The organism is Betaproteobacteria bacterium, assembly GCA_016713305.1.
Classification (GTDB): Bacteria; Pseudomonadota; Gammaproteobacteria; order Burkholderiales.
The window spans coordinates 372,642-392,500 of sequence record JADJPK010000007.1 but is presented as its reverse complement, the minus strand read 5'-3'; the positions used below and the strand labels follow the sequence as shown (position 1 = coordinate 392,500).

The following is a 19,859-nucleotide window of genomic DNA, read 5'->3' as shown; positions in this document are numbered from 1 at the left end:
TCGCTCGAGCGAGATCAATCGACAGTGTTTCCATCCTTGAGCCTTACATAGATGGGCGCGAAGGCGGCCTGTTGTGTCACGGTTACCAGATACTCCTTGGCAAGTTCCAGCACCGCCAGCAACGTCACCACCAGTTCCGGGACACCGCGCTCAGGCTGAAACAGGTCTGCAAACTCGGCATAGGTGCGATCCCGAAGCACTCGCAGCACACGGGTCATGTGCTCGCGTACCGAAAGCTGCTCCCGCGTAACCTTGTGATGACGTGTCGCCTTGGCTCGCGCCAGAATGCCAAGCCAAGCCTGCCGGAGGTCCTCCGGGTCCACATCGGGCAACCGCACCAGCACCGTTCTTTCGATGGCGACCTGAACCGGAAGAAAGTCGCGTCCGAGCTGAGGCAACGCATTCAACTTCTGGGCAGCCAGCTTCATCTGCTCGTATTCCAGTAGCCGCCGCACCAGTTCCGCACGCGGATCCAGCGAGTCCTCGGCTGAATCCTTGTCCGATGGAGGACGCGGCAACAGCATGCGGGACTTGATCTCGATGAGCACTGCCGCCATCAGCAGATACTCTGCCGCAAGTTCCAGGTATTGCTCGCGCATCGCGTCGACGTACTGGAGATACTGCCGCGTGAGTTCGGCCATGGGAATGTCCAGCACATCCAGATTGTGGCGCCTGATCAGGTAAAGGAGCAGATCCAGCGGTCCCTCGAACGTTTCGAGAAAGACCTCCAACGCATCGGGTGGAATGTACAGATCGTTGGGGACTTCGAGCACCGGCCGGCCGTAGACCTTGGCGACTGCCGCCGGGGCTTCTCCCCTGTCGCGGTCCTTGTCTCCTTCGATGACGGTCAGTTCTACCAAGTGCTTGAATGCAAAGATGACGGATGGATGTGAACCGGAGCGCCCGTGGGCCCTCCAGCATTGACCTCCTCATTATCGGCCAAAGGCCCTCGCTTGACCATTCGCCTGGCGGGTCCGGCAAACGCGGCCGCGCCCCTTGGCTCCCCCTTGCAGCGGAGGGGCCGACTGCCTCTCTCTAGATCGTGCAAGACGCCACTTTCCGGCCAACAAATGTGTCCGAGATCCGCCCCGGGACACCCCGCCCTGTTCCTGTTCACGTTGCCACCATCGACTTCAATCAAGATTCGAGGAATCCGCTACTTACCGACACCCTCGAAGCAGGTCCGGCACCCGATCGATGCGCCGGCCCGGCCGCCCGACCAGCCTTAAAGGTTTTTTTTGGGGTGCCGATACTCCGAGCGTCCCCTTGGGCTTGAGCTCAGCCGGCAAGCACACCGGTCCAGCGCTCCTGCAACCCTGCGGACGGGCCATGCCCCAACCATGCGCGGAGAAACGCCAGATGTCCGACCTCATGAAGACGATCGATGCCCGAACCAAGCTCGCGGGCACGAACAAACTCGAAATTCTGCTGTTCTCCCTCGGTACGGACACGCGAACGGGACGCCGGGAAACCTACGGCATCAACGTGTTCAAGGTACGTGAAGTCATGCGCTCGCCCGATGTCACACGCGCTCCCGAGATGCCGTCTGCCGTCGAAGGCATGGTCAGCTTGCGCGGGGCGCTCGTGCCGGTGGTGGATCTGGCGAAATATGCCGGGGTACCGGTCGAGAACCCCCCTCAGATCATGATCGTCACCGAGTACAACGGCCACACGCAGGGGTTCCTCGTGGAGGCCGTCGACACCATTCTGCGCCTAGACTGGTCCGCCATGAAGGTGCCCCCGGAGATGCTGGTGTCCAAGCTCGGCGGCCTGGTGGTAGCCGTCACTGAACTGCAGGATGGCCGCCTCGTGATGATGCTCGACGTGGAAAAGATCCTCGCGGAAACAACCCGGCAGGACGACGAACACCTCTACGTCAACATCAAGCCAATCGAGCACGCGACCAAGACGGTTCTTTTTCGCCGACGACTCGCCCATTGCCCGCAAGCAGATCCAGCGCACGCTCGATGCCATGGGTGTGCGTTACATCTCGGCCATCAACGACGGGCAGGCCTGGCAGGACCTCGATCGCATCGGCCAGGTCGCGGCATCGGCCAAGCGCCCCGTGACCGCCTACGTGAACCTCGTCCTCACCGACGTCGAGATGCCCGAGATGGACGGCTACATGCTCACCAAGCACATCAAGACGGATCCGCGCACCGCGAAGCTGCCGGTGATCATGCACTCGTCGCTTTCCGGAATGCAGAACCAGCAACTGGGCAAGTCCGTGGGCGTCGACGAGTACGTGTCCAAGTTCGAACCCACGAAACTCGCGGAGGCGATCACGCGCCGCCTTCTCGAGAACGCCTGACACCGACGTCGACCGCAAACGGAATCACCCACCATGGATCTAGCAGAAAATCAGAATCTCCTCGACGCCGTGGATGCCCGGACCAAGCTGGCCGGCTCCAACAAGATGGAGATCCTCCTGTTCTCCCTCGGAACTCGGGAGACCTTCGGCATCAATGTGTTCAAGGTACGCGAAGTCACCCGGACACCCCCCATCACCCGGACGCCCAACATGCCTTCCGGCGTCGAGGGCGTGATCTCCCTGCGAGGGAACATCATCCCGGTGATAAGCCTGGCGAAGTTCGTGAACATCAGCGGAGCCGAAGGGTGCTCGTCCGAGACGATGATGGTCACGGAGTACAGCCGCCGCACTCAGGGCTTCCTCGTCCACGACGTGGACCGGATCGTCCGCGTCGACTGGGACAAGGTCAAGGCACCCGAGACGGTACTGTCTGGCCACGAGGGTCTCATCACAGCGATCACCGAGCTTCCGGACGGCAAGCTCGTCTCGATCCTGGACGTGGAACAGATCCTGGTGAGCGCATTCGGCGAGGAAGCCGTACCGGACCTCGAGGAAATCCAGTCGGAACGGCAGCACACGGTGTTCTTCGTGGATGACTCGGTCGTCGCCCGCAAGGAGATCAGCCAGGTCCTGGATCGGCTGGGCGTGCGGTATCACCAGGCCAACAATGGCCTCGAGGGGTGGGAAAGGCTTCGCGGACTGGCAAGCCGGGCCCAGGCGGAAGGCGAGGATCTCGCCGACTCCATCAGCCTCATCCTGCTGGACGCGGAGATGCCCGAGATGGACGGCTACGTACTCACACGGAACATCAAGAGCGACTCGCGGTTCGACAGCATTCCCGTGGTCATGCACTCGTCGCTGTCCTCGGAGGCGAACCGGGCCATGGGCAAGAGCGTGGGCGTGGACGCGTATGTCGCGAAGTTCGATCCCGTCGTTCTCGCCGACACGCTCCGTCCCCTCCTCACGCGATGAGACGAAAAGTGGCGAATCGCGTGAAGTGCCGCAACGAATTGAAGTGGAATCGCTGGAGCTGTCCCGATGAGTGAAAACATGAAGTTCCTGGTGGTGGACGATTTCTCCACCATGCGCCGCATCATCCGAAACCTGTTGAAGGAGCTCGGCTACACGAACGTGGACGAGGCCGAGGACGGTGTGGCCGGTCTCGCCAAGCTCCGCAGTGGCGGGTTCGAGTTCGTCGTCTCCGATTGGAACATGCCCAACATGAGCGGCATCGACATGCTGCGTGCCATCCGTGCGGATGCCCAACTGAAGCATCTGCCCGTGCTGATGGTGACCGCCGAAGCCAAGAAGGAGAACATCATCGAAGCGGCACAAGCCGGTGCCAGCGGTTACGTGGTGAAGCCGTTCACGGCGGTCACCCTCGAGGAAAAGATCAACAAGATTCTGCAGAAGCAGGGAGTGACTCAATGAGCGCCGCGGCCCATCAGGATTCAGACGAACTCGAAGCGCTGTTCGACAGCATCGTCGCCGAGACGACGCGCGAGCCCGAACCGGCGGCACCTGCAAAGCCTGCCGCATCGGCGCCCGCAGCCTTGCCCTCCGCCGCATCGGAGGCCATGGTCAACGATGTCGTCAACCGGTTGGGACAACTTACCCGGTCGCTCCATGACAGCATGCGGGAACTCGGATACGACCGGATGATCGAGAAAGCCGCGCAGGCGATTCCCGATGCACAGGACCGGTTGCAGTACATCGCCGCCATGACGGAACAGGCCGCCTCCCGCACGCTGTCCGCCACCGAAGCCGCGCAACCCATCCAGGAGCACATCGGCGGAAGCGCCGAGTCGCTGGGTACCGAATGGGATCGTCTCTACGCGAACCAGCTCTCCGTCGACGAGTTCAAGGATCTGGCGGGACGCACGCGCACGTTCCTCAAGGAAGTGCCCGGGCATGCCAAGGTGACCAACGAGCATCTGCTCGAGATCATGATGGCGCAGGACTTCCAGGATCTCACCGGCCAGGTCATCAAGAAGATGATGGAGATGACCAAGCAGGTGGAAAAGCAGCTGCTGGAACTGCTGCTGGATCAGCTGCCCAAGGATCGAAAGGAGGAGATCGAGGCCAAGGGTCTCGCCGGTCCGGTCATCAAGCACGACGGCTCCGCCGACGTGATGACCGACCAGAAGCAGGTCGACGATCTCCTCGAAAGCCTCGGCTTCTGACCCGACACGCGCGATCAACGGGGTGCGTGGCGCCCCGAGCCAGCAAGGAACAGCACACATGAGCGATTTCGCCGGGATGGAAGAACTGCTGCAGGACTTCCTCACGGAAGCGAACGAGCTGTTGTCCGATGTGGACAACAAGCTGGTGGAACTGGAAAAGCATCCAGAGGATTCCGGGCTTCTCAACGACATCTTCCGCGGCTTCCACACGATCAAGGGCGGCGCGGGGTTCCTCAACGTCGAGGAGCTGGTGAAGCTTTGCCACCTCACCGAGAACCTGTTCGACCGACTGCGCAATCACGAGCTGTCTCTCAGTCCGGACCTGATGGACGTGATCCTCTCGGCCACCATGGGTGTGCGCGAGATGTTCGGGTACCTGGAGAGGGGCGCGCTGCCTCCCAAGGCAGAGCAGGCGATGCTCGACGCCCTCCAAGCCGCCCTGGAGGGCCGCATGAGCGCCGGGGCACCGGCCACGTCGGCCGTGATACCGGCTCCTGCCGTGTCCTCCGGCACCCCGGCGGCATCCGACGGTCCGGATTGGCAACTTCTCTACGATGCACTGCTGGGCAGGACGACGGCGGTGCCGGCGGCAGCGGCCATGCAGGTCCATGAGGTGCAGCCGAGAAGTCCTGGCCGGCGATCCTCCGATCAGCCGGAAGCCGAGGGCACGCGCGCCGGTCGCCGCGACACCGACCGTGTGGTCGTGTCCCAGGAAACAACCATTCGCATCGACACGAACCGCCTCGATCAGGTGCTCAACCTGTCCGGCGAAATCGGTCTGGCGAAGAACCGCCTCAACTGCCTGCGCACCGACATCCTCGGCGGCAAGACCGACGGCGAGACGTTCCGCGCGCTCGACGAAGCCGTCAGCCATCTGGATCTGCTCGTGAGCGACCTGCAGAACGCGGTCATGAAGACCCGCATGCAACCCATCGGCCGGCTCTTCCAGAAGTATCCCCGGGTGGCGCGGGACATGGCCCGCCAGCTCGGCAAGAACGTAGAACTGGTGCTCGAAGGGGAAGAGACGGAACTCGACAAGACGATGATCGAGGAACTGGGCGACCCGCTCATCCATCTCGTGCGCAACGCAGTGGACCACGGACTCGAGTCCCCCGAGGAACGCAGAGCCTCCGGCAAGTCCGAGACAGCCCGGGTGAAACTCTCGGCCCAGCAGGTAGGCGACCACATCGTTCTCGAGATCAGTGACGACGGGCGCGGCATGAAGCCGGACGTGCTGCGCAAGAAGGCTGTGGAGAAGGGCCTGATCGATGCCGACACGGCAGCGAACATGGACGACAAGCACGCGCTGCATCTCATCTTCATGCCGGGCTTCTCGACCAAGGAACAGGTGAGCAGTTTCTCCGGCCGCGGTGTCGGAATGGACGTCGTCAAGACCAACATCACCAAGCTGAACGGCCGCATCGACATCAAGTCCGTGATCGGCAAGGGCAGCACGTTTTCCATCTCCCTGCCGCTCACCCTGGCCATTCTGCCGGTGCTCGTGGTGAAGGTCGGCGAGCAGTCGTTCGCACTGCCTCTGTCGCTGGTGCGCGAGATCATCAACATCCGGCCCGAGGAGGTCCAGGAAGTCTCGGGCCGCGCGACTCTCCTCGTGCGGGACGAAGTCCTGGAAATCCGTTCGCTCTCCCGCCTGATCGGCTGGCAACCCGGGGCAGCCGCCTGCCTATGGCGTGCTGCTGCAGACGGCGATCAGCAGCTTCATCCTGGGCGTGGACGGCTTCGTGGGCCGCGACGACGTGGTCATCAAGCCGCTCGACGACATCAAGCCCAAGGGAATCGCCGGTGCCACCCTGTCCGGCGACGGCTCCGTGGTGCTGGTCCTGGACATGGAACAGTTGCTTGCCGAACCGACTCGGGAGACGCGCCGCGAGCTCTTCGACCTGGCGGCATGATGGGGGAAGGCTTCCTCCTTCGCACTCCGCTGCTCGGCAAGGACAGCCGCTTCGCCGGCTATCTGATGGCAGCGACCGGCACGGGCAACACGGCGCCGTACCGGCAACTCTTCGCGGCCATCGGAGCGGACAAATCCCCCGGCGGCCTCTGTGTGATCGAGGACACCGGCGCTCCGTTCGACGAACTGACCGAGGAAATCCCGCAGGGCGTCACCGTTTCGCTGCCGCCGTCGCGTGCGAGCCGCATCGGGATCCTCAAGCAGCATCATGTCGGCACGTGCGTCCGGGTCCACAGCGGCTTGACGGACTTTCCCGCCGATCTTTCCGCCGCCGAGTACGTCTGGCTGGGTCTGCGGGTGAACGAATCGGTGAAGTCGGTCGCCAAGCTCTCGCAGCGCCTGCCTGGCAAGCGCATCGTCGGCGGCGTCTCCACGCGAGACCAGTTCGACGACGGCCGGGAGATTGGTGCCCATCTTTTCGAGGGAGACTGGTACCGCCGCATCACGACCGCACCGCAGAAGTCGGTGACGCCGGGTCAGGCATCCGTCCTGGAACTCATCAATCTCGCCCGCACCGAAGCGCCCCCAGCGCAGATCGAACAGGTGCTGAAGCGCGACGCGACCCTGTCGTTCCGCCTGCTTCGCTACATCAACTCGGCCGGATTCGGTCTGTCATGCGAGATCCAGTCGTTCCGCCATGCGGTGTCGATCCTCGGCTATCAGAACCTCGGACGCTGGCTCGCCCTGCTTCTCGCCACATCCGGACATACGTCCGCGGCGCCCGTGCTCATGCGCGAGGCGGCGGCGCGAGGCAGGCTCACGGAACTGGTCGGCGAATCGTTCATCGCCGCGGAGGAACGGGACAACCTCTTCATCGTCGGCGTGTTCTCCATGCTGCCGTCGATCCTCCAGATGCCCATGGATCAGCTGGTGGGACAACTCAACCTGTCGGAGTCGGTCAACGACGCGCTTACCGCGAGATCGGGTCTGTATGGCCCGATCCTCAAGCTCGCCGAATCGGTCGAGGTGCCCGAGTCGGGTGCCCTGGAGCAGGCTGCGGGCAACATGCAGCTCTCCGCAGCCCAGGTGAATCGCCTCCATCTGGAGGCGCTCGCCTGGGCCAACAAGCTCGCCGCCTGACCGCCCTGCTTCGTCAGATCTTCTCGAAGCGGAAGACCCCGGCCGGACAGTCCACGCGAATCCGGTCCTTCGCACCGAACCGTCCCTCCAGGATCTGCTTCGCGAGCGGATTCTCTATGCTCGACTGGATTGCCCGCTTGAGCGGTCTCGCCCCGTAAACCGGGTCGAAGCCTGCCTGCGCGAGTTCCTGGAGCGCGGCATCTGTCACCTCCAGCACCATGTCCATGCGGGCAAGGCGCTGCTCCAGGTAACGCAGCTGGATCCTTGCGATCGACTGGATGTGCTTCTCGTCGAGCGCGTGGAACACCACGACCTCGTCGATACGGTTGATGAATTCCGGACGGAACTGCGTCTTCACCTCCGCCATCACCGCCACCTTCACGACGCCGTAGTCGCTTCCCGCCATCTGCTGGATCAGCTGCGAACCGAGGTTCGAGGTCATCACGATCACGGTGTTGCGGAAATCGACCGTGCGACCCTGCCCGTCGGTCAGGCGGCCATCGTCAAGCACTTGCAGCAGCACGTTGAACACGTCCGGATGCGCCTTCTCGACCTCGTCGAGCAAAATCACCGAGTACGGCTTGCGACGCACTGCCTCGGTCAGATAACCGCCCTCTTCGTAGCCCACATACCCGGGTGGCGCACCGATCAGCCGCGCGACCGAGTGCTTCTCCATGAACTCGCTCATGTCGATCCGGATGAGGTGCTCCTGCGAGTCGAACAGAAACTCCGCGAGCGCCTTGCACAGTTCCGTCTTGCCCACGCCCGTGGGTCCGAGGAACAGGAAGGAGCCGTAGGGGCGATTGGGATCGGAGAGCCCTGCGCGAGAGCGGCGTATCGCATCCGAAACGAGGCGGACGGCTTCATCCTGACCCACGACCCGCGCATGCAGGCGGTCCTCCATGGCAAGCAGCTTGTCGCGCTCGCCTTGCATCATCTTCGAGACCGGAATGCCAGTCGCGCGTGACACGACTTCCGCAATCTCCTCCGCCCCCACCTGCGTGCGCAGAAGCTTCGGCCTCTCGGTCGTTTCCTCGGCGTCCGCCTTCTTCAGCTGGGCCTCGAATTGCGGCAGCTTGCCGTACTGCAGTTCGGACATCGTCTGCCAGTCGCCCTTGCGCCTGGCCTCCTCCATCTGGAGCCGGATGCGCTCGATCTCTTCCTTGATGTGCTGGGAACCGTGGACCTGCGCCTTCTCGGCCCTCCAGATCTCCTCCAGATCGGCGTACTCGCGCTCGAGCCGGCCGATCTCGTCCTCGATCATCTGCAGCCGTCGCTGCGAGGCCTCATCCTTCTCCTTGCGCACGGCTTCACGTTCGATCTTCAGCTGGATGAGCCGGCGGTCCAGACGATCCATCTGTTCCGGCTTGGAGTCGATCTCCATCTTGATGCGGGCAGCGGCCTCGTCGATGAGATCGATGGCCTTGTCCGGCAGGAAGCGGTCGGTGATGTACCGGTTCGAAAGCTCCGCGGCCGCCACGATCGCGGGGTCCGTGATCTCGACCCCATGATGTACTTCGTACTTCTCCTGCAGTCCGCGCAGGATCGCAATGGTGTCCTCCACCGTGGGCTCGTCCACCAGCACCTTCTGGAAGCGCCGCTCCAGGGCAGCATCCTTCTCGATGTACTTGCGGTATTCGTCCAGCGTGGTCGCTCCCACGCAGTGCATCTCGCCACGTGCCAGTGCCGGCTTCAACATGTTGCCGGCGTCTATGGCCCCTTCGGCCTTCCCGGCGCCGACCATCGTGTGAATCTCGTCGATGAACACGATGATCCGGCCTTCGTCCTGGGCCACTTCCTTGAGCACGGCCTTGAGCCGCTCCTCGAACTCCCCACGGTACTTCGCGCCTGCAAGGAGCGCTGCCATGTCGAGCACCAGCACCCGCTTGTCCTTCAGCGATTCGGGCACCTCGCCGTGCACGATGCGCTGCGCCAGGCCTTCCACGATGGCTGTCTTGCCCACACCCGGCTCGCCGATCAGCACCGGGTTGTTCTTGCTGCGTCGCTGCAGAATCTGGATGACGCGGCGGATCTCGTCATCGCGGCCGATCACCGGATCGAGCTTGCCAGCCCGCGCCCGCTCGGTGAGATCCAGCGTGAATTTCTTGAGCGCTTCGCGGCTGCCTTCCGCCTCCTGGCTCTGGACCGACTCGCCCCCCCTCACCGCCGCCACCGCCTGGTCGATCGCCGCGCGGTTGCCCCCGTGCTGCTTGAGAAGCCGGCCGGTCTCTCCCTTGTCGTCCGCGACGGCGAGGACAAAAAGCTCCGAGGCGATGAACTGATCGCCGCGCTTCTGTGCTTCCTTGTCCGTGAGATTGAGCAGCGCGCCGAGATCCCTCGACACGGTGATCTCTCCGCCTGTCCCCTCCACCGTGGGGAGCCGGTCGATGGACGTCTTCAGGCCCGTCGTGAGCGCAGGCACGTTGACGCCCGCGCGCTGAAGGATGGACGAGGTGGAACCGTCCTCCTGCTGCAGCAGTGCCAGCATGAGGTGTTGCGGTTCGATGTAGCCGTTGTCCTTGCCGACGGCAAGGCTCTGGGCATCGGCCAGAGCCTGCTGGAATCGGGTGGTGAGTCTGTCGAAGCGCATGTCTTCCCCCTGGCAATGATGTCGTCTGCTCCGGCAGATGGGGTTGGCACCGCGCTTTTCAACCGTTCTCTGCCGCCGCCGGGAGAGACTAGAATCCACCCGGAACACTCGAGGAGATCGCACGATGAGAATGACCGCTTTCGTTCTGGCAGTGTCCACCGCGCTGTGGCTTCCGGCTGTGGTCCGGGCGGACGGCGAACAGGACGGCGCAGTGGCTGAAGCCCGGGCACTCACCAGCCAGCTCGCCCGTGAGCTGGGCGGCGCCTTGAAGAAGGAGATGGCGGCGTCGGGGCCTGAAGGGGCCATCGGAGTCTGCCGGCAGATGGCGCCGGAGATCGCCGGCAACCTGTCCCGTCAGACCGGGTCCAGAGTGGCGAGGGTCAGCTTGCGGGCCCGCAACCCCATGCTCGGACAGCCGGACGCCTTCGAGCAGTCCGTCCTGGCCGAGTTCGATCGCCGTGCCGCGGCAGGCGAGAAGCCCGATGCGCTGGAGCATGTGGAAGTCGTCTCCGAGCCTGCCGGCCGTTATCTGCGGTACATGAAGGCCATTCCTGTGCAGCCCCTGTGTCTCGCCTGCCACGGAACGCCCGAGACGATCCCCGATTCCGTCCGTCAGAAGCTCGCTGCCGAATACCCCAAGGACCACGCCGTCGGCTACACCCCGGGCCAGATCCGCGGGGCATTCACGGTCAAGAAGCCTTTCTGAGAGGCCGGGATGCTCTTCCGCCAGCTCTTCGATCCCGAATCGTCCACGTACACGTACGTGCTGGGCGACCCCGTCGCCCGCGAGGCGGTCGTCGTCGACCCGGTGCTGGAGAACAGCGCGCGGGACTTCGAAGTCATCGCCGCGCTCGGTCTCAAGCTCGTCTGGATTCTCGACACGCACGTGCATGCCGACCATGTCACCGGGGCGGGCGTTCTCAAGGAGCGCACAGGGGCGCGTACGGGGGTCAGCCGCCATTGCGGCGCCTCCGGGTTCGACCGCCTTCTGGACGACGGCGACATCGTGGTCTTCGGCAACGAACTGCTGCGTGCGATTTCCACGCCCGGCCACACACCCGGAAGCACCTGCTATCTGTGGCGTGACCGGCTCCTCACGGGCGACACGCTGCTCATCGGCGGCTGCGGACGGACGGATTTCCAGAACGGCAGCGCGGAGGCACTGTACGAAAGCATCACCAGCCGGCTGTTCACGCTGCCCGATGACACGCTCGTCTATCCGGGACACGACTACAAGGGCCGCCGTGTGTCGACCATCGGAGAGGAGAAGTCCACCAATCCCCGTCTGGCCGGCAAGTCGAGAGATCAGTTCGTGGAGATCATGGACAACCTGCATCTCCCCGAGCCGAAGAAGATCGCCACGGCGGTACCGGCCAATCTCCTCGGTGGCCGCACTGGAGCGGAGCCATGAAAGCATTCGTGTTCGACGCGTACGGCACGCTCTTCGACGTGCATTCCGTGGTGACCACCTGCGATCGCCTGTTCCCCGCCCGGGGCATGGAACTCTCCCGCCTGTGGCGGCAGAAGCAACTCGAGTACTCCTGGCTTCGCAGCCTCATGGGCCGCTATCTCGACTTCACCACGGTGACGGCCGATGCCCTCGGGCATGCCTGCAGCGCCCTCGGGCTGACCCTTTCCGAGGAGACCCGTGCGACGCTCCTGGCCGCATACGATCACCTTTCCCCCTACCCCGAGGTGCCCGGCACACTCGCGCGGCTCGCAGGGTCCGGGCGCGCCATCCTTTCCAATGGCACGCCGGCGATGATCGAAGCCGTCGTCCGCAACGCCGGACTGGCCGCATCGTTCGATGCGCTCGTCAGCGTGGACAGTCTGGGCATCTACAAACCGCATCCCAGCGTATACCGTCACGCGACGCAGATCCTGGGTGTCCAGGCGACCGACGTGCGATTCGTCTCCTCCAACTATTGGGACATCGCCGGCGCCACCGCTTTCGGATTCCGCACCTTCTGGATCAATCGCAGCGGTATCCAGCCCGACAACCTGGGCATCGAACCTTTCGCGGTGCTCTCGTCCCTGGATGAACTGATCCGCTACCTGGACTGATCTCGTCCGCCCGCGCCAATCCTCAAGGAAGTCGTCTCCCCTGCCGTTGAGGAGAGGTCGATTGGAAAGCGGCAGGGCGAATGCACGTCGAACCGGAAGAATGGCTGATCGTGGGTGTCACCGAGGACGGCCGGGTCTTTCGTCCCAGCGACTGGGGTGAGCGGCTTTGTGGCGCACTCGCCGCATTCGATGGCGAGCATCGCCTGCGTTATTCCAGCCACGCGCGTCCCGTCTGGCGGGAAGGCCAGGCCGGCGTGGTGATCGAGACGGTACTCCGCGACATCAATCCCGCCGCCTACGAGTTCCTGATGACCTTCGCGCGCGAAAACCGTCTGCGAGTGCAGCCGGGCCGCGGCAAGATCCGTCTCCACGACGACGAGACCGCAGACGCCTGACCGGCCGGGTCCCCAAGGCGCGCCTCCGCGCCTGCGTCAGTCCTTCCTGCGGGCCACCAGGTCGATGAGCGCGGACCGGCCCACGTGCTTGGTGCCTTCCGCAAGAACCGCCTCGTGCGCATCCAGACGCAGCAAGTCGAACTCGCGGAATGCGTCCCGCAGAAGTTCGGGCGTATAAAGGTGCGCCACGTCTCCCGGCCCTCCCGTGCGGTATTCGAGCTGCTTTGGGGTGTAGCCCTGCATCAGCACCAGTCCGCCCGGCTTGAGCGCCGTCCGGAAGCCTTCGAACAGCCTGCTTCGCTCCTGCGGTGACGCGAACTGGATGAAGATGCAGACGATCGCGTCGTAAGTCTCCGGCAGCCACGTCCAGCTTCTCACATCCGCCTGCGACCATCGGACGGACACGCCGCGATCCTGCGACAGCAGGCGCGCCTTGGCGAGCGCGAGAGGAGACACGTCGAACGCGTGCACCGCATGCCCCTGTTCGGCCAGCCACACCGCATTGCGGCCTTCGCCGCAGGCAACGTCGAGCACGGTCGAACCCGGAGCCAGGCGATGCGCCTCCTGCGTGAGGAAGACGTTCGCGGTGCGTCCGAAGATGTAGTCGGACGTGTCGAATCGCTCGTCCCAGAATTTTTGTGCATCGTTGAATTCAGGCATGAGATGTTCCTCGAGGACGATCGCCGCCGAGCATTCAGCGGGGGGAGATCACGGGATTCACGGGATGCGGTTCGCGCACGACATCCGGCGCGGATCCCCGACGGTGCCCCTTGGGCGGTCTGACGGGGACGGGCGACAATGCCCGAGGTCCCTGATCCTTCACCCGTTGCCAGATCTCATCGGGATCCCGGGCGAAGATGCTGGACCGTTCAAACGTGTGGACCTGGATGCCGCGTCCCAGCGGTGGCTCGAAGGACGGCGACACCGCCACCTCGTCGGGCCGAAGCTCGTGATACAGGCGCTCGGCGAAATCACCGGCGTCGATGAATGCCTGGCTTCCGTCGTCGAAGCGGACCCGATAGATCGCATCACGATAGGGCCACGGTCCCCCCATCACGAGACCTTTCACCGTGAACGCACGCTTGTCGTACACGGGGACGCGTCCTCTCAATTCCACGTCCGCGTGGAAATCGATGCTGGTCTCCCACAGCCCCGGCCGTGCCCAGAACGTCTTTCCCACCGGATCGGCATCCGCCATCGCCCCCGCGGAAAACGCCAGAACGACCGTCAGCATCAGCGCCGGCCCCGTCATCCGGCCGCAGGAACTGACTAGACCTCCGCGAGGCAGACGCGGGACTCGCACCGGCAGTGCCACGGTGATCATCGCCCCGGCCCGTCGGGCTCCTCCAGCAACACGCGGGCACGTTCGCGGGCGCCGCCGGCATCCATATCGCCGGGCGACGGAGTCTCCGCCCGCGTTTCCCGCCGCCGCATGACCCGGACCAGCACGACCATACCCCCTGCCATCAGCACGAACGGACCGATCCACAGAAGCCAGGTGGAAGACTTGACCGGCGGCCGATACAGCACGAAGTCGCCATACCGTTGCGTGAGATACGCCTTGATCTCCTCGTCCGATTTGCCGGCCCGCATCATGTCCTTGACCTGATTCTTGAGGTCGATGGCGAGTTCCGCGTGGGAATCGGCAAGCGACTGGTTCTGGCAGACCAGGCAGCGAAGCTCGGCGGACAGGGCCGAGAGCCGCTTTTCGAGCGCCTCCTCCGGCATCTGTGCGCAAGAGGCCGAACTCCACAACGAGATCGCCAGGAGCACCCACGAGAGGAACGCGACCCGCCCGTTCATCCCTGCAGCTTCCGCACGAGGGGGATGATCTTCTCCTGGAGATCCGAAGGCGTGACAGGACCGATCTGCTTGTAGCGGATGACTCCCTCCTTGTCGATCAGGAACGTCTCCGGCACGCCATAGACGCCATAGTCGATGCCGACACGGCCATCGGTGTCCATGATCGATGCCGTGTACGGGTTGCCGAACTGATCGAGCCACTTCAAGGCGTTGTCGCGCTGATCCTTGTAGTTGAGTCCGTAGATGGGCACCACGTTGGCCTTGCCCAGTTCGACCAGGAGCGGATGTTCCTGGCGGCAGGATACGCACCACGATGCCCAGACGTTGAGCAGCCAGACCTGCCCTTTCAGATCCTGCGGCGTGAGGGCCCTGGAAGGCTCGTGGAGTTGGGCGAGCGTGAATCCGGGCGCTGGTTTGTCGATGAGTGGCGATGGCACTTCGCGTGGATTGAGCGAGAGACCGATGCCGAGGAAGACGACCAGGATGGCGAAGATGCCCAGTGGAAGCAGGTATCTTTTCATGGGATGTCGATCAGGCCGATGCGGCTGCGGCTGCGTCGCGTGCGGTCTCGCGGGCTTGCCGTCTGGCCAGCCGGTATCTGCGGTCGGTCAGCGCGACCAGCCCGCCGATGGCCATCAGGAAGCCGCCGCCCCAGATCCAGTCGATGAACGGCTTGTGGTAGACGCGCACGATCCACGCACCGTCGCCCACCTGTTCCCCGAGCGACACGTAGAGATCACGCGTGAAGCCCGAATCCATGTCGGCTTCGGTCATGGGCATTTGCTGCACGGGATAGAAACGCTTTTCCGGATGCAGTTCGAGCAGCTTGCTGCCACTTTCGAGCACGGAGACGATGCCCTGTGTGGCGTCATAATTCGGCCCGTCGGCGCGCCGCAGGCCGTCCAGCCGGAAACCGTACCCCCCGACCTCGACCACATCGCCGACCTTCATCCGCACGTCCCTCTCGGTTTCGTAGCCCTTCACCATGGTCACGCCCACGATGAACACCGCCACACCGAGGTGCGCCAGGATCATGCCCCAGTAGCCGCGAGGCTGGGAACGCATCGCCTTGCCCCAGCCCTGCCCGCGCACGGCCCCGAGTTGCCGGGTCGTCTCGGCGACACTGGCTACGCAGGTGGCCGCAATCCAGAGCGCGAGAAGCAATCCCAGGAAAACCATCGGGGACCATCGGCCCATGACGAAAGGCACGACGAGCGCAGCAGCCACGCTCACGGCAGCCGCCCATTTGAGGCGCGTCGCGAGATCGGGCAGCTCGGCGCGTTTCCATCGCGCCATGGGCCCGATACCGATGAGAAAAAGCATCGGCGTCATCAGCGGGACGAAGACTGCCTCGAAGTAAGGCGGGCCCACCGATATCTTGCCCAGCTTCATCGCATCCATGAACAGGGGATAGAGCGTGCCCAGGAGCACCGAGCCTGCAGCGACGACCAGCAGCACGTTGTTGGTGAGCAGCGCGGCCTCCCGCGAGATGACCTCGAACCGGCCGCCGACTCCCACCTTCGGAGCACGCCACGCGAACAGCGTGAGCGAACTGCCGATGACCACGGACAGGAACGCGAGAATGAAGATGCCGCGGGCGGGATCGGTGGCGAACGCATGCACCGATGTCAGGACTCCCGAGCGAACCAGGAAAGTACCGAGCAGACTCAGGCTGAATGCGAGGATCGCGAGCAGCACCGTCCAGATCTTGAAGCCTCCTCGCTTCTCCGTCACGGCAAGGGAGTGCATCAGCGCGGTGCCCACGAGCCATGGCATGAACGACGCGTTCTCGACGGGATCCCAGAACCACCATCCGCCCCAGCCCAGTTCGTAATAGGCCCAGGCGCTGCCGAGACAGATTCCGATCGTCAGGAAGACCCAGGCGGCCGTCGTCCAGGGACGCGACCAGCGCGCCCAGGTCGCATCGAGCTGACCGCCGAGCAAGGCCGCAATGGCAAAGGCAAATGCGACGGAGAATCCCACGTAGCCCATGTAGAGCATCGGCGGGTGGATCACCATGCCCGGATCCTGCAGCAGGGGGTTGAGATCACGGCCGTCTTCGGCTCCAGGCAGCAGGCGCTCGAACGGATTGGAAGTCATCAGCAGGAAAAGGAGGAACCCGACACTCACGAGCGCCATCACGGCGAGGATCCTGGCGGTCACCGCTTCGGGGAGATGCCTGCTGAAGACGGACACGGCCGTCATCCAGAGCGTCAGCATGAAGACCCACAGCAACAGCGATCCCTCGTGACTGCCCCAGGTGGCCGCGAACCGGTATTGCACGGGCAGTGTCGAGTTCGAATTCGACGCGACGTTTGCCACGGAGAAATCGTTGCTCACGAACGACCATGCGAGACAGCCGAACGCGATGGCGACGAACACGAACTGCCCTTGAGCGGCGGGACGCGCCAGCGCCATGAACCGCGCATTGCCCCGCATGGCTCCCACCAGGGGCACCACCCCCTGGACAATCGCGATGCACAGCGCGAGCATCAAGCAGAAATGGCCGATCTCCGGAATCACTTCGCGCCCTCCCCTGATTTCTGCAGCACCAGCGTCTTCTGGCTTTCATGCTCCGCCTTGCGTGCCTTCTCCACCGCGTCGGCCGCTTCGGGAGGCATGTAGTTCTCGTCGTGCTTGGCCAGGACCTCCGTGGCGTGAAAGGTGCCATCGCTCTCCAGCTTGCCCTGGGCGACGATACCCTTCCCCTCCTTGAACAGATCGGGAAGGATGCCCTTGAAGGCGACCGGAATGGACTTGGCAGTATCGGTGACCGTGAACTGGACCGTCACGCCGTCCGATTGCCTCTTCAGGCTGCCGGCCTCCACGAGACCGCCGATGCGGAAGCTGCGATTGAGGGGCGCCTCGTGCGCGGCCACCTGGGTCGGACTGTAGAAGAACACCAGGTTGCTGTTGAACGCGTTGAGAATGAGCGCCGCGGCGATGCCCAGGACGGCCAGCCCGCCCGCGACCATGGCGAATCTCTTGTGGCGTGGTTTCATCACGGCTTGCCCAGACGTGAGATGCGCCGTGCGTACTCCAGGGCCGCACGGTGCCTGCGCCGCACGAGCACGACCTCGCCGATCAGCAGGACGGCCGTCACACCATACGCGCCCCAGACGTAGGCTCCGTAGCCGCCCATGGCCAGAAAGCCTTCCAAACCGTTCCATTGCATCTGTTCGATCCTCTCGTTCGAGCGCACCGCTCCCGGCAGGAACCCGGAGAACCCGCGCCCGCCGTCACTCAGACATCGGCCACCCAGCCCGCGTTGCGTTCGCGCTCGAGAATGATGCCGCGAACGCGCGTCAGGGCGGCTGCGATGCTGTACATCCAGAAAGCCAGCGCCATCACCAGCATGCCCAGCAGCATCGAGGACGCCATGGAGGGCGCCCGGGACAGGCTCACCGACGCCCCCTGGTGCAGCGTATTCCACCACTTCACGGAGAAATAGATGATCGGCACGTTGATCACGCCAACGATCGCGAGGATGGCCGCCGCCTTGTCGGCCTTGCGCGGCTCGTCGATGAAGGCGTGCAGGGCCATGAATCCTATGTAAAGGAACAGCAGGATGAGTTCCGGAAGTGAGCCGCGCGTCCCACACCCACCACGTGCCCCACGTGGGCCTGCCCCACAACGCGCCGGTCCACAATGCGATGAACGTCATGAGCGCCCCGGTCGGCGCGAGGGCGCTCGCCATCATGGACGAGAGTCTGGTATTGAGCACCAGACCCAGTGCTGCCCATGCCGCCATGACGAGGTAGATGAACATGGACATCCAGGCCGCCGCGACGTGGATGAAGATGATCCGGTACGACTCGCCCTGCTGGAAGTCCGTGGGGGCCACGAAGAAACCGATGTACAGACCCGCCGCACCCAGCACGGCGGCAAGCAGCCAGAACACCGGCGCCAGGCGCCCTGCCAGCGGATAGAAAGTCTGCGGCGACGAAAACTTGAAGAGGTTCATGGCTCGAGGAATGGGTGAAGGGGTACCGGTGTCACTCCAGCGCGACACGCAGTGCTGCGGCAGCGGCGAGAGGACCGGTCACCAAGGCGACGCACAGGCAGGCGCCCAGCAGGGACAGATGGCCGGAAGCACCGGCTCCGGAAGCGGTCGCCTCCACGGCGCCGGCTCCGAAGATCAGCACGGGAATATAGAGCGGGAGCACCAGGAGTGCGACCAGCACGCCGCCTCCCCGCACGCCGAGAGTGAGCGCAGCCCCTACGGCACCGATCAGGGAGAGGCAGGGTGTCCCGAGGAGCAGCGTCCCGAGAAGAATGCCCAGCAGGTCGGGCGCCAGACCGAACTGCAGGCCCAGGACCGGCGCCATCAGCGCGAGCGGCACCCCCGAGAGAAGCCAGTGTGCCGTCACCTGGGACAGCACCAGCATGGACAGCGGCTGCGGTGCCAGGGCGAGTTGCTCCAGCGATCCGTCCGCATAGTCGGTGCCGAACACGCGCGGCAACGACAGCATGGCGGCCAGCAGAGCGGCCACCCAGAGTATTCCGGGCGCCATGGTCTTCAGCATCTCCGGCTCCGGCCCGACACCCAGGGGAAACAGGCTCACGACGATGATGAAGAAGAAGAAGGTGGTCAACCAGTCTGCGCGCCGGCGCCATGCCTGCATCACGTCCCGACGGAATGCGGCCCACAGCGCTGCGATCATGCGCGTGAGTCGAGCCGGAGCCGGCGGGTTCGTCCATGCGGCAGTGCCACTTCCTGATGGGTGGTGAGCACGGCGATTCCGCCGCCGCTCACGTGTCCGTCCAGCAACTTTCCCAGGTGGGTGACGGACGCGGTGTCGAGCGCCGAGAAGGGTTCGTCCAGGATCCACAGCGCCCGGCTTCGGGACAGCCAGAGCCGCGCAAGCGCAGCGCGCCGCCGCTGCCCCTGGGACAACACCCTGACCGGCAGATCCGCCCGGCGGGTGAGGCCCACGCCATCGATGGCATCGCGCACCTCCTGTTCGCCTGCCGGAAGTCCGGCGAGCCGGGCATGGAACCGCAGATTCTCGGTCACCGTGAGATCGTCCTTCACCGCGTTGAGGTGCCCCACGTAGGCAATGACCCGGGCCAGATCGTCGGCCGCCTTGCGGTAGGGCATTCCGCCCCAGTGCAATTCGCCACGGTCCGGCGATCCGAGGCCGCATAGAATGCGCAGCAGGCTGGTCTTGCCGCTCCCGTTCTCGCCTTCTATCCAGAGAACTTCCCCGGGACGCGCGGCGAAGCTCAAGCCCTGGAACAGAATCTGGTCGCCCCGCACGCACGCGAGGTCGCTGGCTTCGAGCATCGGGGAAAGGGGCGCGCGGTTCGCGTGGAAAGACCCCGATTATATCCACGCGATGCCCCAGTCTTCCGGGTTTCGGCCCGATCGCCATCTGGTACACGTTGCGGCGAGGGTGGACGTCCAGGGGCGGCCCCATGCCTCCCGGCAAGCCGGAAGTCTTGAAGCGGCGTGCGAAGA

General features: G+C 64.2%; 20 protein-coding genes and 3 pseudogenes (1 of these 23 only partly in view). 10 read left to right on the top strand and 13 right to left on the bottom strand.

The features are described from left to right. Positions 1–19, bottom strand: partial view of an SMC-Scp complex subunit ScpB gene (gene scpB / locus IPK20_09915; GenBank protein MBK8016982.1) — the start only. It extends 686 nt beyond the left edge of the window; the window shows 19 of its 705 coding nt (coding positions 1–19); it begins with the start codon at positions 17–19; the stop codon falls past the left edge of the window. Beyond that, complete coding sequence (locus IPK20_09910; GenBank protein MBK8016981.1) at positions 15–878, bottom strand: segregation/condensation protein A; 864 nt, start codon at positions 876–878, stop codon at positions 15–17. Before IPK20_09910 ends, scpB begins: the two co-directional genes overlap by 5 nt. Before the next feature lie 481 nt (positions 879–1,359). Between IPK20_09910 and IPK20_09905 the strand changes: the two are divergent. The 6 genes and pseudogenes from IPK20_09905 to IPK20_09880 all read left to right on the top strand — a co-directional run bounded on the left by IPK20_09905 (position 1,360) and on the right by IPK20_09880 (position 7,546). After that, positions 1,360–2,311: pseudogene (locus IPK20_09905) on the top strand (chemotaxis protein CheV). A gap of 33 nt (positions 2,312–2,344) precedes the next feature. Beyond that, positions 2,345–3,283 (top strand): chemotaxis protein CheV, encoded by a 939-nt coding sequence (locus IPK20_09900; protein ID MBK8016980.1) that lies wholly within the window; start codon positions 2,345–2,347, stop codon positions 3,281–3,283. A 66-nt stretch (positions 3,284–3,349) separates the two neighbouring features. Further along, a complete protein-coding gene (cheY, locus tag IPK20_09895; GenBank protein ID MBK8016979.1) occupies positions 3,350–3,742 on the top strand; it encodes a chemotaxis response regulator CheY in 393 nt (130 codons plus the stop codon). Then, complete coding sequence (gene cheZ / locus IPK20_09890; GenBank protein MBK8016978.1) at positions 3,739–4,494, top strand: protein phosphatase CheZ; 756 nt, start codon at positions 3,739–3,741, stop codon at positions 4,492–4,494. Before cheY ends, cheZ begins: the two co-directional genes overlap by 4 nt. Positions 4,495–4,552: 58 nt before the next feature. After that, a pseudogene (locus IPK20_09885) lies at positions 4,553–6,407 on the top strand (chemotaxis protein CheA). Further along, complete coding sequence (locus tag IPK20_09880; GenBank protein MBK8016977.1) at positions 6,404–7,546, top strand: HDOD domain-containing protein; 1,143 nt, start codon at positions 6,404–6,406, stop codon at positions 7,544–7,546. Before IPK20_09885 ends, IPK20_09880 begins: the two are co-directional and overlap by 4 nt. Positions 7,547–7,559: 13 nt before the next feature. Here IPK20_09880 and clpB read toward each other — a convergent pair whose 3' ends face one another. Further along, complete coding sequence (gene clpB, locus IPK20_09875; protein ID MBK8016976.1) at positions 7,560–10,136, bottom strand: ATP-dependent chaperone ClpB; 2,577 nt, start codon at positions 10,134–10,136, stop codon at positions 7,560–7,562. A gap of 124 nt (positions 10,137–10,260) precedes the next feature. Here clpB and IPK20_09870 point away from each other — a divergent pair, with 124 nt between their 5' ends. The 4 genes from IPK20_09870 (at position 10,261) to IPK20_09855 (ending at position 12,595) form a co-directional block, all read left to right on the top strand. Next, positions 10,261–10,842 (top strand): DUF3365 domain-containing protein, encoded by a 582-nt coding sequence (locus tag IPK20_09870; GenBank protein ID MBK8016975.1) that lies wholly within the window; start codon positions 10,261–10,263, stop codon positions 10,840–10,842. A gap of 9 nt (positions 10,843–10,851) precedes the next feature. After that, entirely contained in the window at positions 10,852–11,547 is a 696-nt protein-coding gene (locus IPK20_09865) for an MBL fold metallo-hydrolase (GenBank protein MBK8016974.1), read from the top strand. After that, a complete protein-coding gene (locus IPK20_09860; protein MBK8016973.1) occupies positions 11,544–12,200 on the top strand; it encodes a haloacid dehalogenase type II in 657 nt (218 codons plus the stop codon). Before IPK20_09865 ends, IPK20_09860 begins: the two co-directional genes overlap by 4 nt. An 80-nt stretch (positions 12,201–12,280) precedes the next feature. Continuing rightward, positions 12,281–12,595 carry a DUF3579 domain-containing protein gene (locus IPK20_09855; protein ID MBK8016972.1) on the top strand — a complete coding sequence of 105 codons (315 nt, stop codon included), beginning with the start codon at positions 12,281–12,283 and terminating at the stop codon, positions 12,593–12,595. 36 nt (positions 12,596–12,631) lie between these two features. Here the strand turns inward: IPK20_09855 and IPK20_09850 are convergent, their stop codons facing one another. From IPK20_09850 to ccmA, 10 genes and pseudogenes are all read right to left on the bottom strand, one after another. Then, positions 12,632–13,255, bottom strand: coding sequence for a class I SAM-dependent methyltransferase (locus tag IPK20_09850; protein ID MBK8016971.1), 624 nt, complete (start codon positions 13,253–13,255; stop codon positions 12,632–12,634). Between the two features lie 34 nt (positions 13,256–13,289). Next, positions 13,290–13,829, bottom strand: a complete 540-nt coding sequence (locus IPK20_09845) for a hypothetical protein (protein MBK8016970.1) — start codon at positions 13,827–13,829, stop codon at positions 13,290–13,292. Positions 13,830–13,915: 86 nt separating this feature from the next. Then, positions 13,916–14,398, bottom strand: a complete 483-nt coding sequence (locus tag IPK20_09840) for a cytochrome c-type biogenesis protein CcmH (protein MBK8016969.1) — start codon at positions 14,396–14,398, stop codon at positions 13,916–13,918. After that, entirely contained in the window at positions 14,395–14,919 is a 525-nt protein-coding gene (locus IPK20_09835; GenBank protein ID MBK8016968.1) for a DsbE family thiol:disulfide interchange protein, read from the bottom strand. The genes IPK20_09840 and IPK20_09835 overlap by 4 nt, the downstream gene beginning before the upstream one ends. 10 nt (positions 14,920–14,929) lie before the next feature. After that, on the bottom strand, positions 14,930–16,921 hold the full coding sequence (locus IPK20_09830) for a heme lyase CcmF/NrfE family subunit (protein MBK8016967.1): 1,992 nt from the start codon (positions 16,919–16,921) through the stop codon (positions 14,930–14,932). Continuing rightward, positions 16,918–17,400 carry a cytochrome c maturation protein CcmE gene (ccmE, locus tag IPK20_09825; protein MBK8016966.1) on the bottom strand — a complete coding sequence of 161 codons (483 nt, stop codon included), beginning with the start codon at positions 17,398–17,400 and terminating at the stop codon, positions 16,918–16,920. Before ccmE ends, IPK20_09830 begins: the two co-directional genes overlap by 4 nt. Then, positions 17,400–17,573, bottom strand: a complete 174-nt coding sequence (gene ccmD / locus IPK20_09820; protein MBK8016965.1) for a heme exporter protein CcmD — start codon at positions 17,571–17,573, stop codon at positions 17,400–17,402. The genes ccmE and ccmD overlap by 1 nt, the downstream gene beginning before the upstream one ends. A 68-nt stretch (positions 17,574–17,641) precedes the next feature. Then, positions 17,642–18,362: pseudogene (gene ccsA, locus IPK20_09815) on the bottom strand (cytochrome c biogenesis protein CcsA). 31 nt (positions 18,363–18,393) lie between these two features. Further along, positions 18,394–19,062, bottom strand: coding sequence for a heme exporter protein CcmB (gene ccmB / locus IPK20_09810; protein MBK8016964.1), 669 nt, complete (start codon positions 19,060–19,062; stop codon positions 18,394–18,396). After that, on the bottom strand, positions 19,059–19,685 hold the full coding sequence (ccmA, locus tag IPK20_09805; GenBank protein ID MBK8016963.1) for a cytochrome c biogenesis heme-transporting ATPase CcmA: 627 nt from the start codon (positions 19,683–19,685) through the stop codon (positions 19,059–19,061). Before ccmA ends, ccmB begins: the two co-directional genes overlap by 4 nt. Positions 19,686–19,859 lie beyond the last annotated feature (174 nt).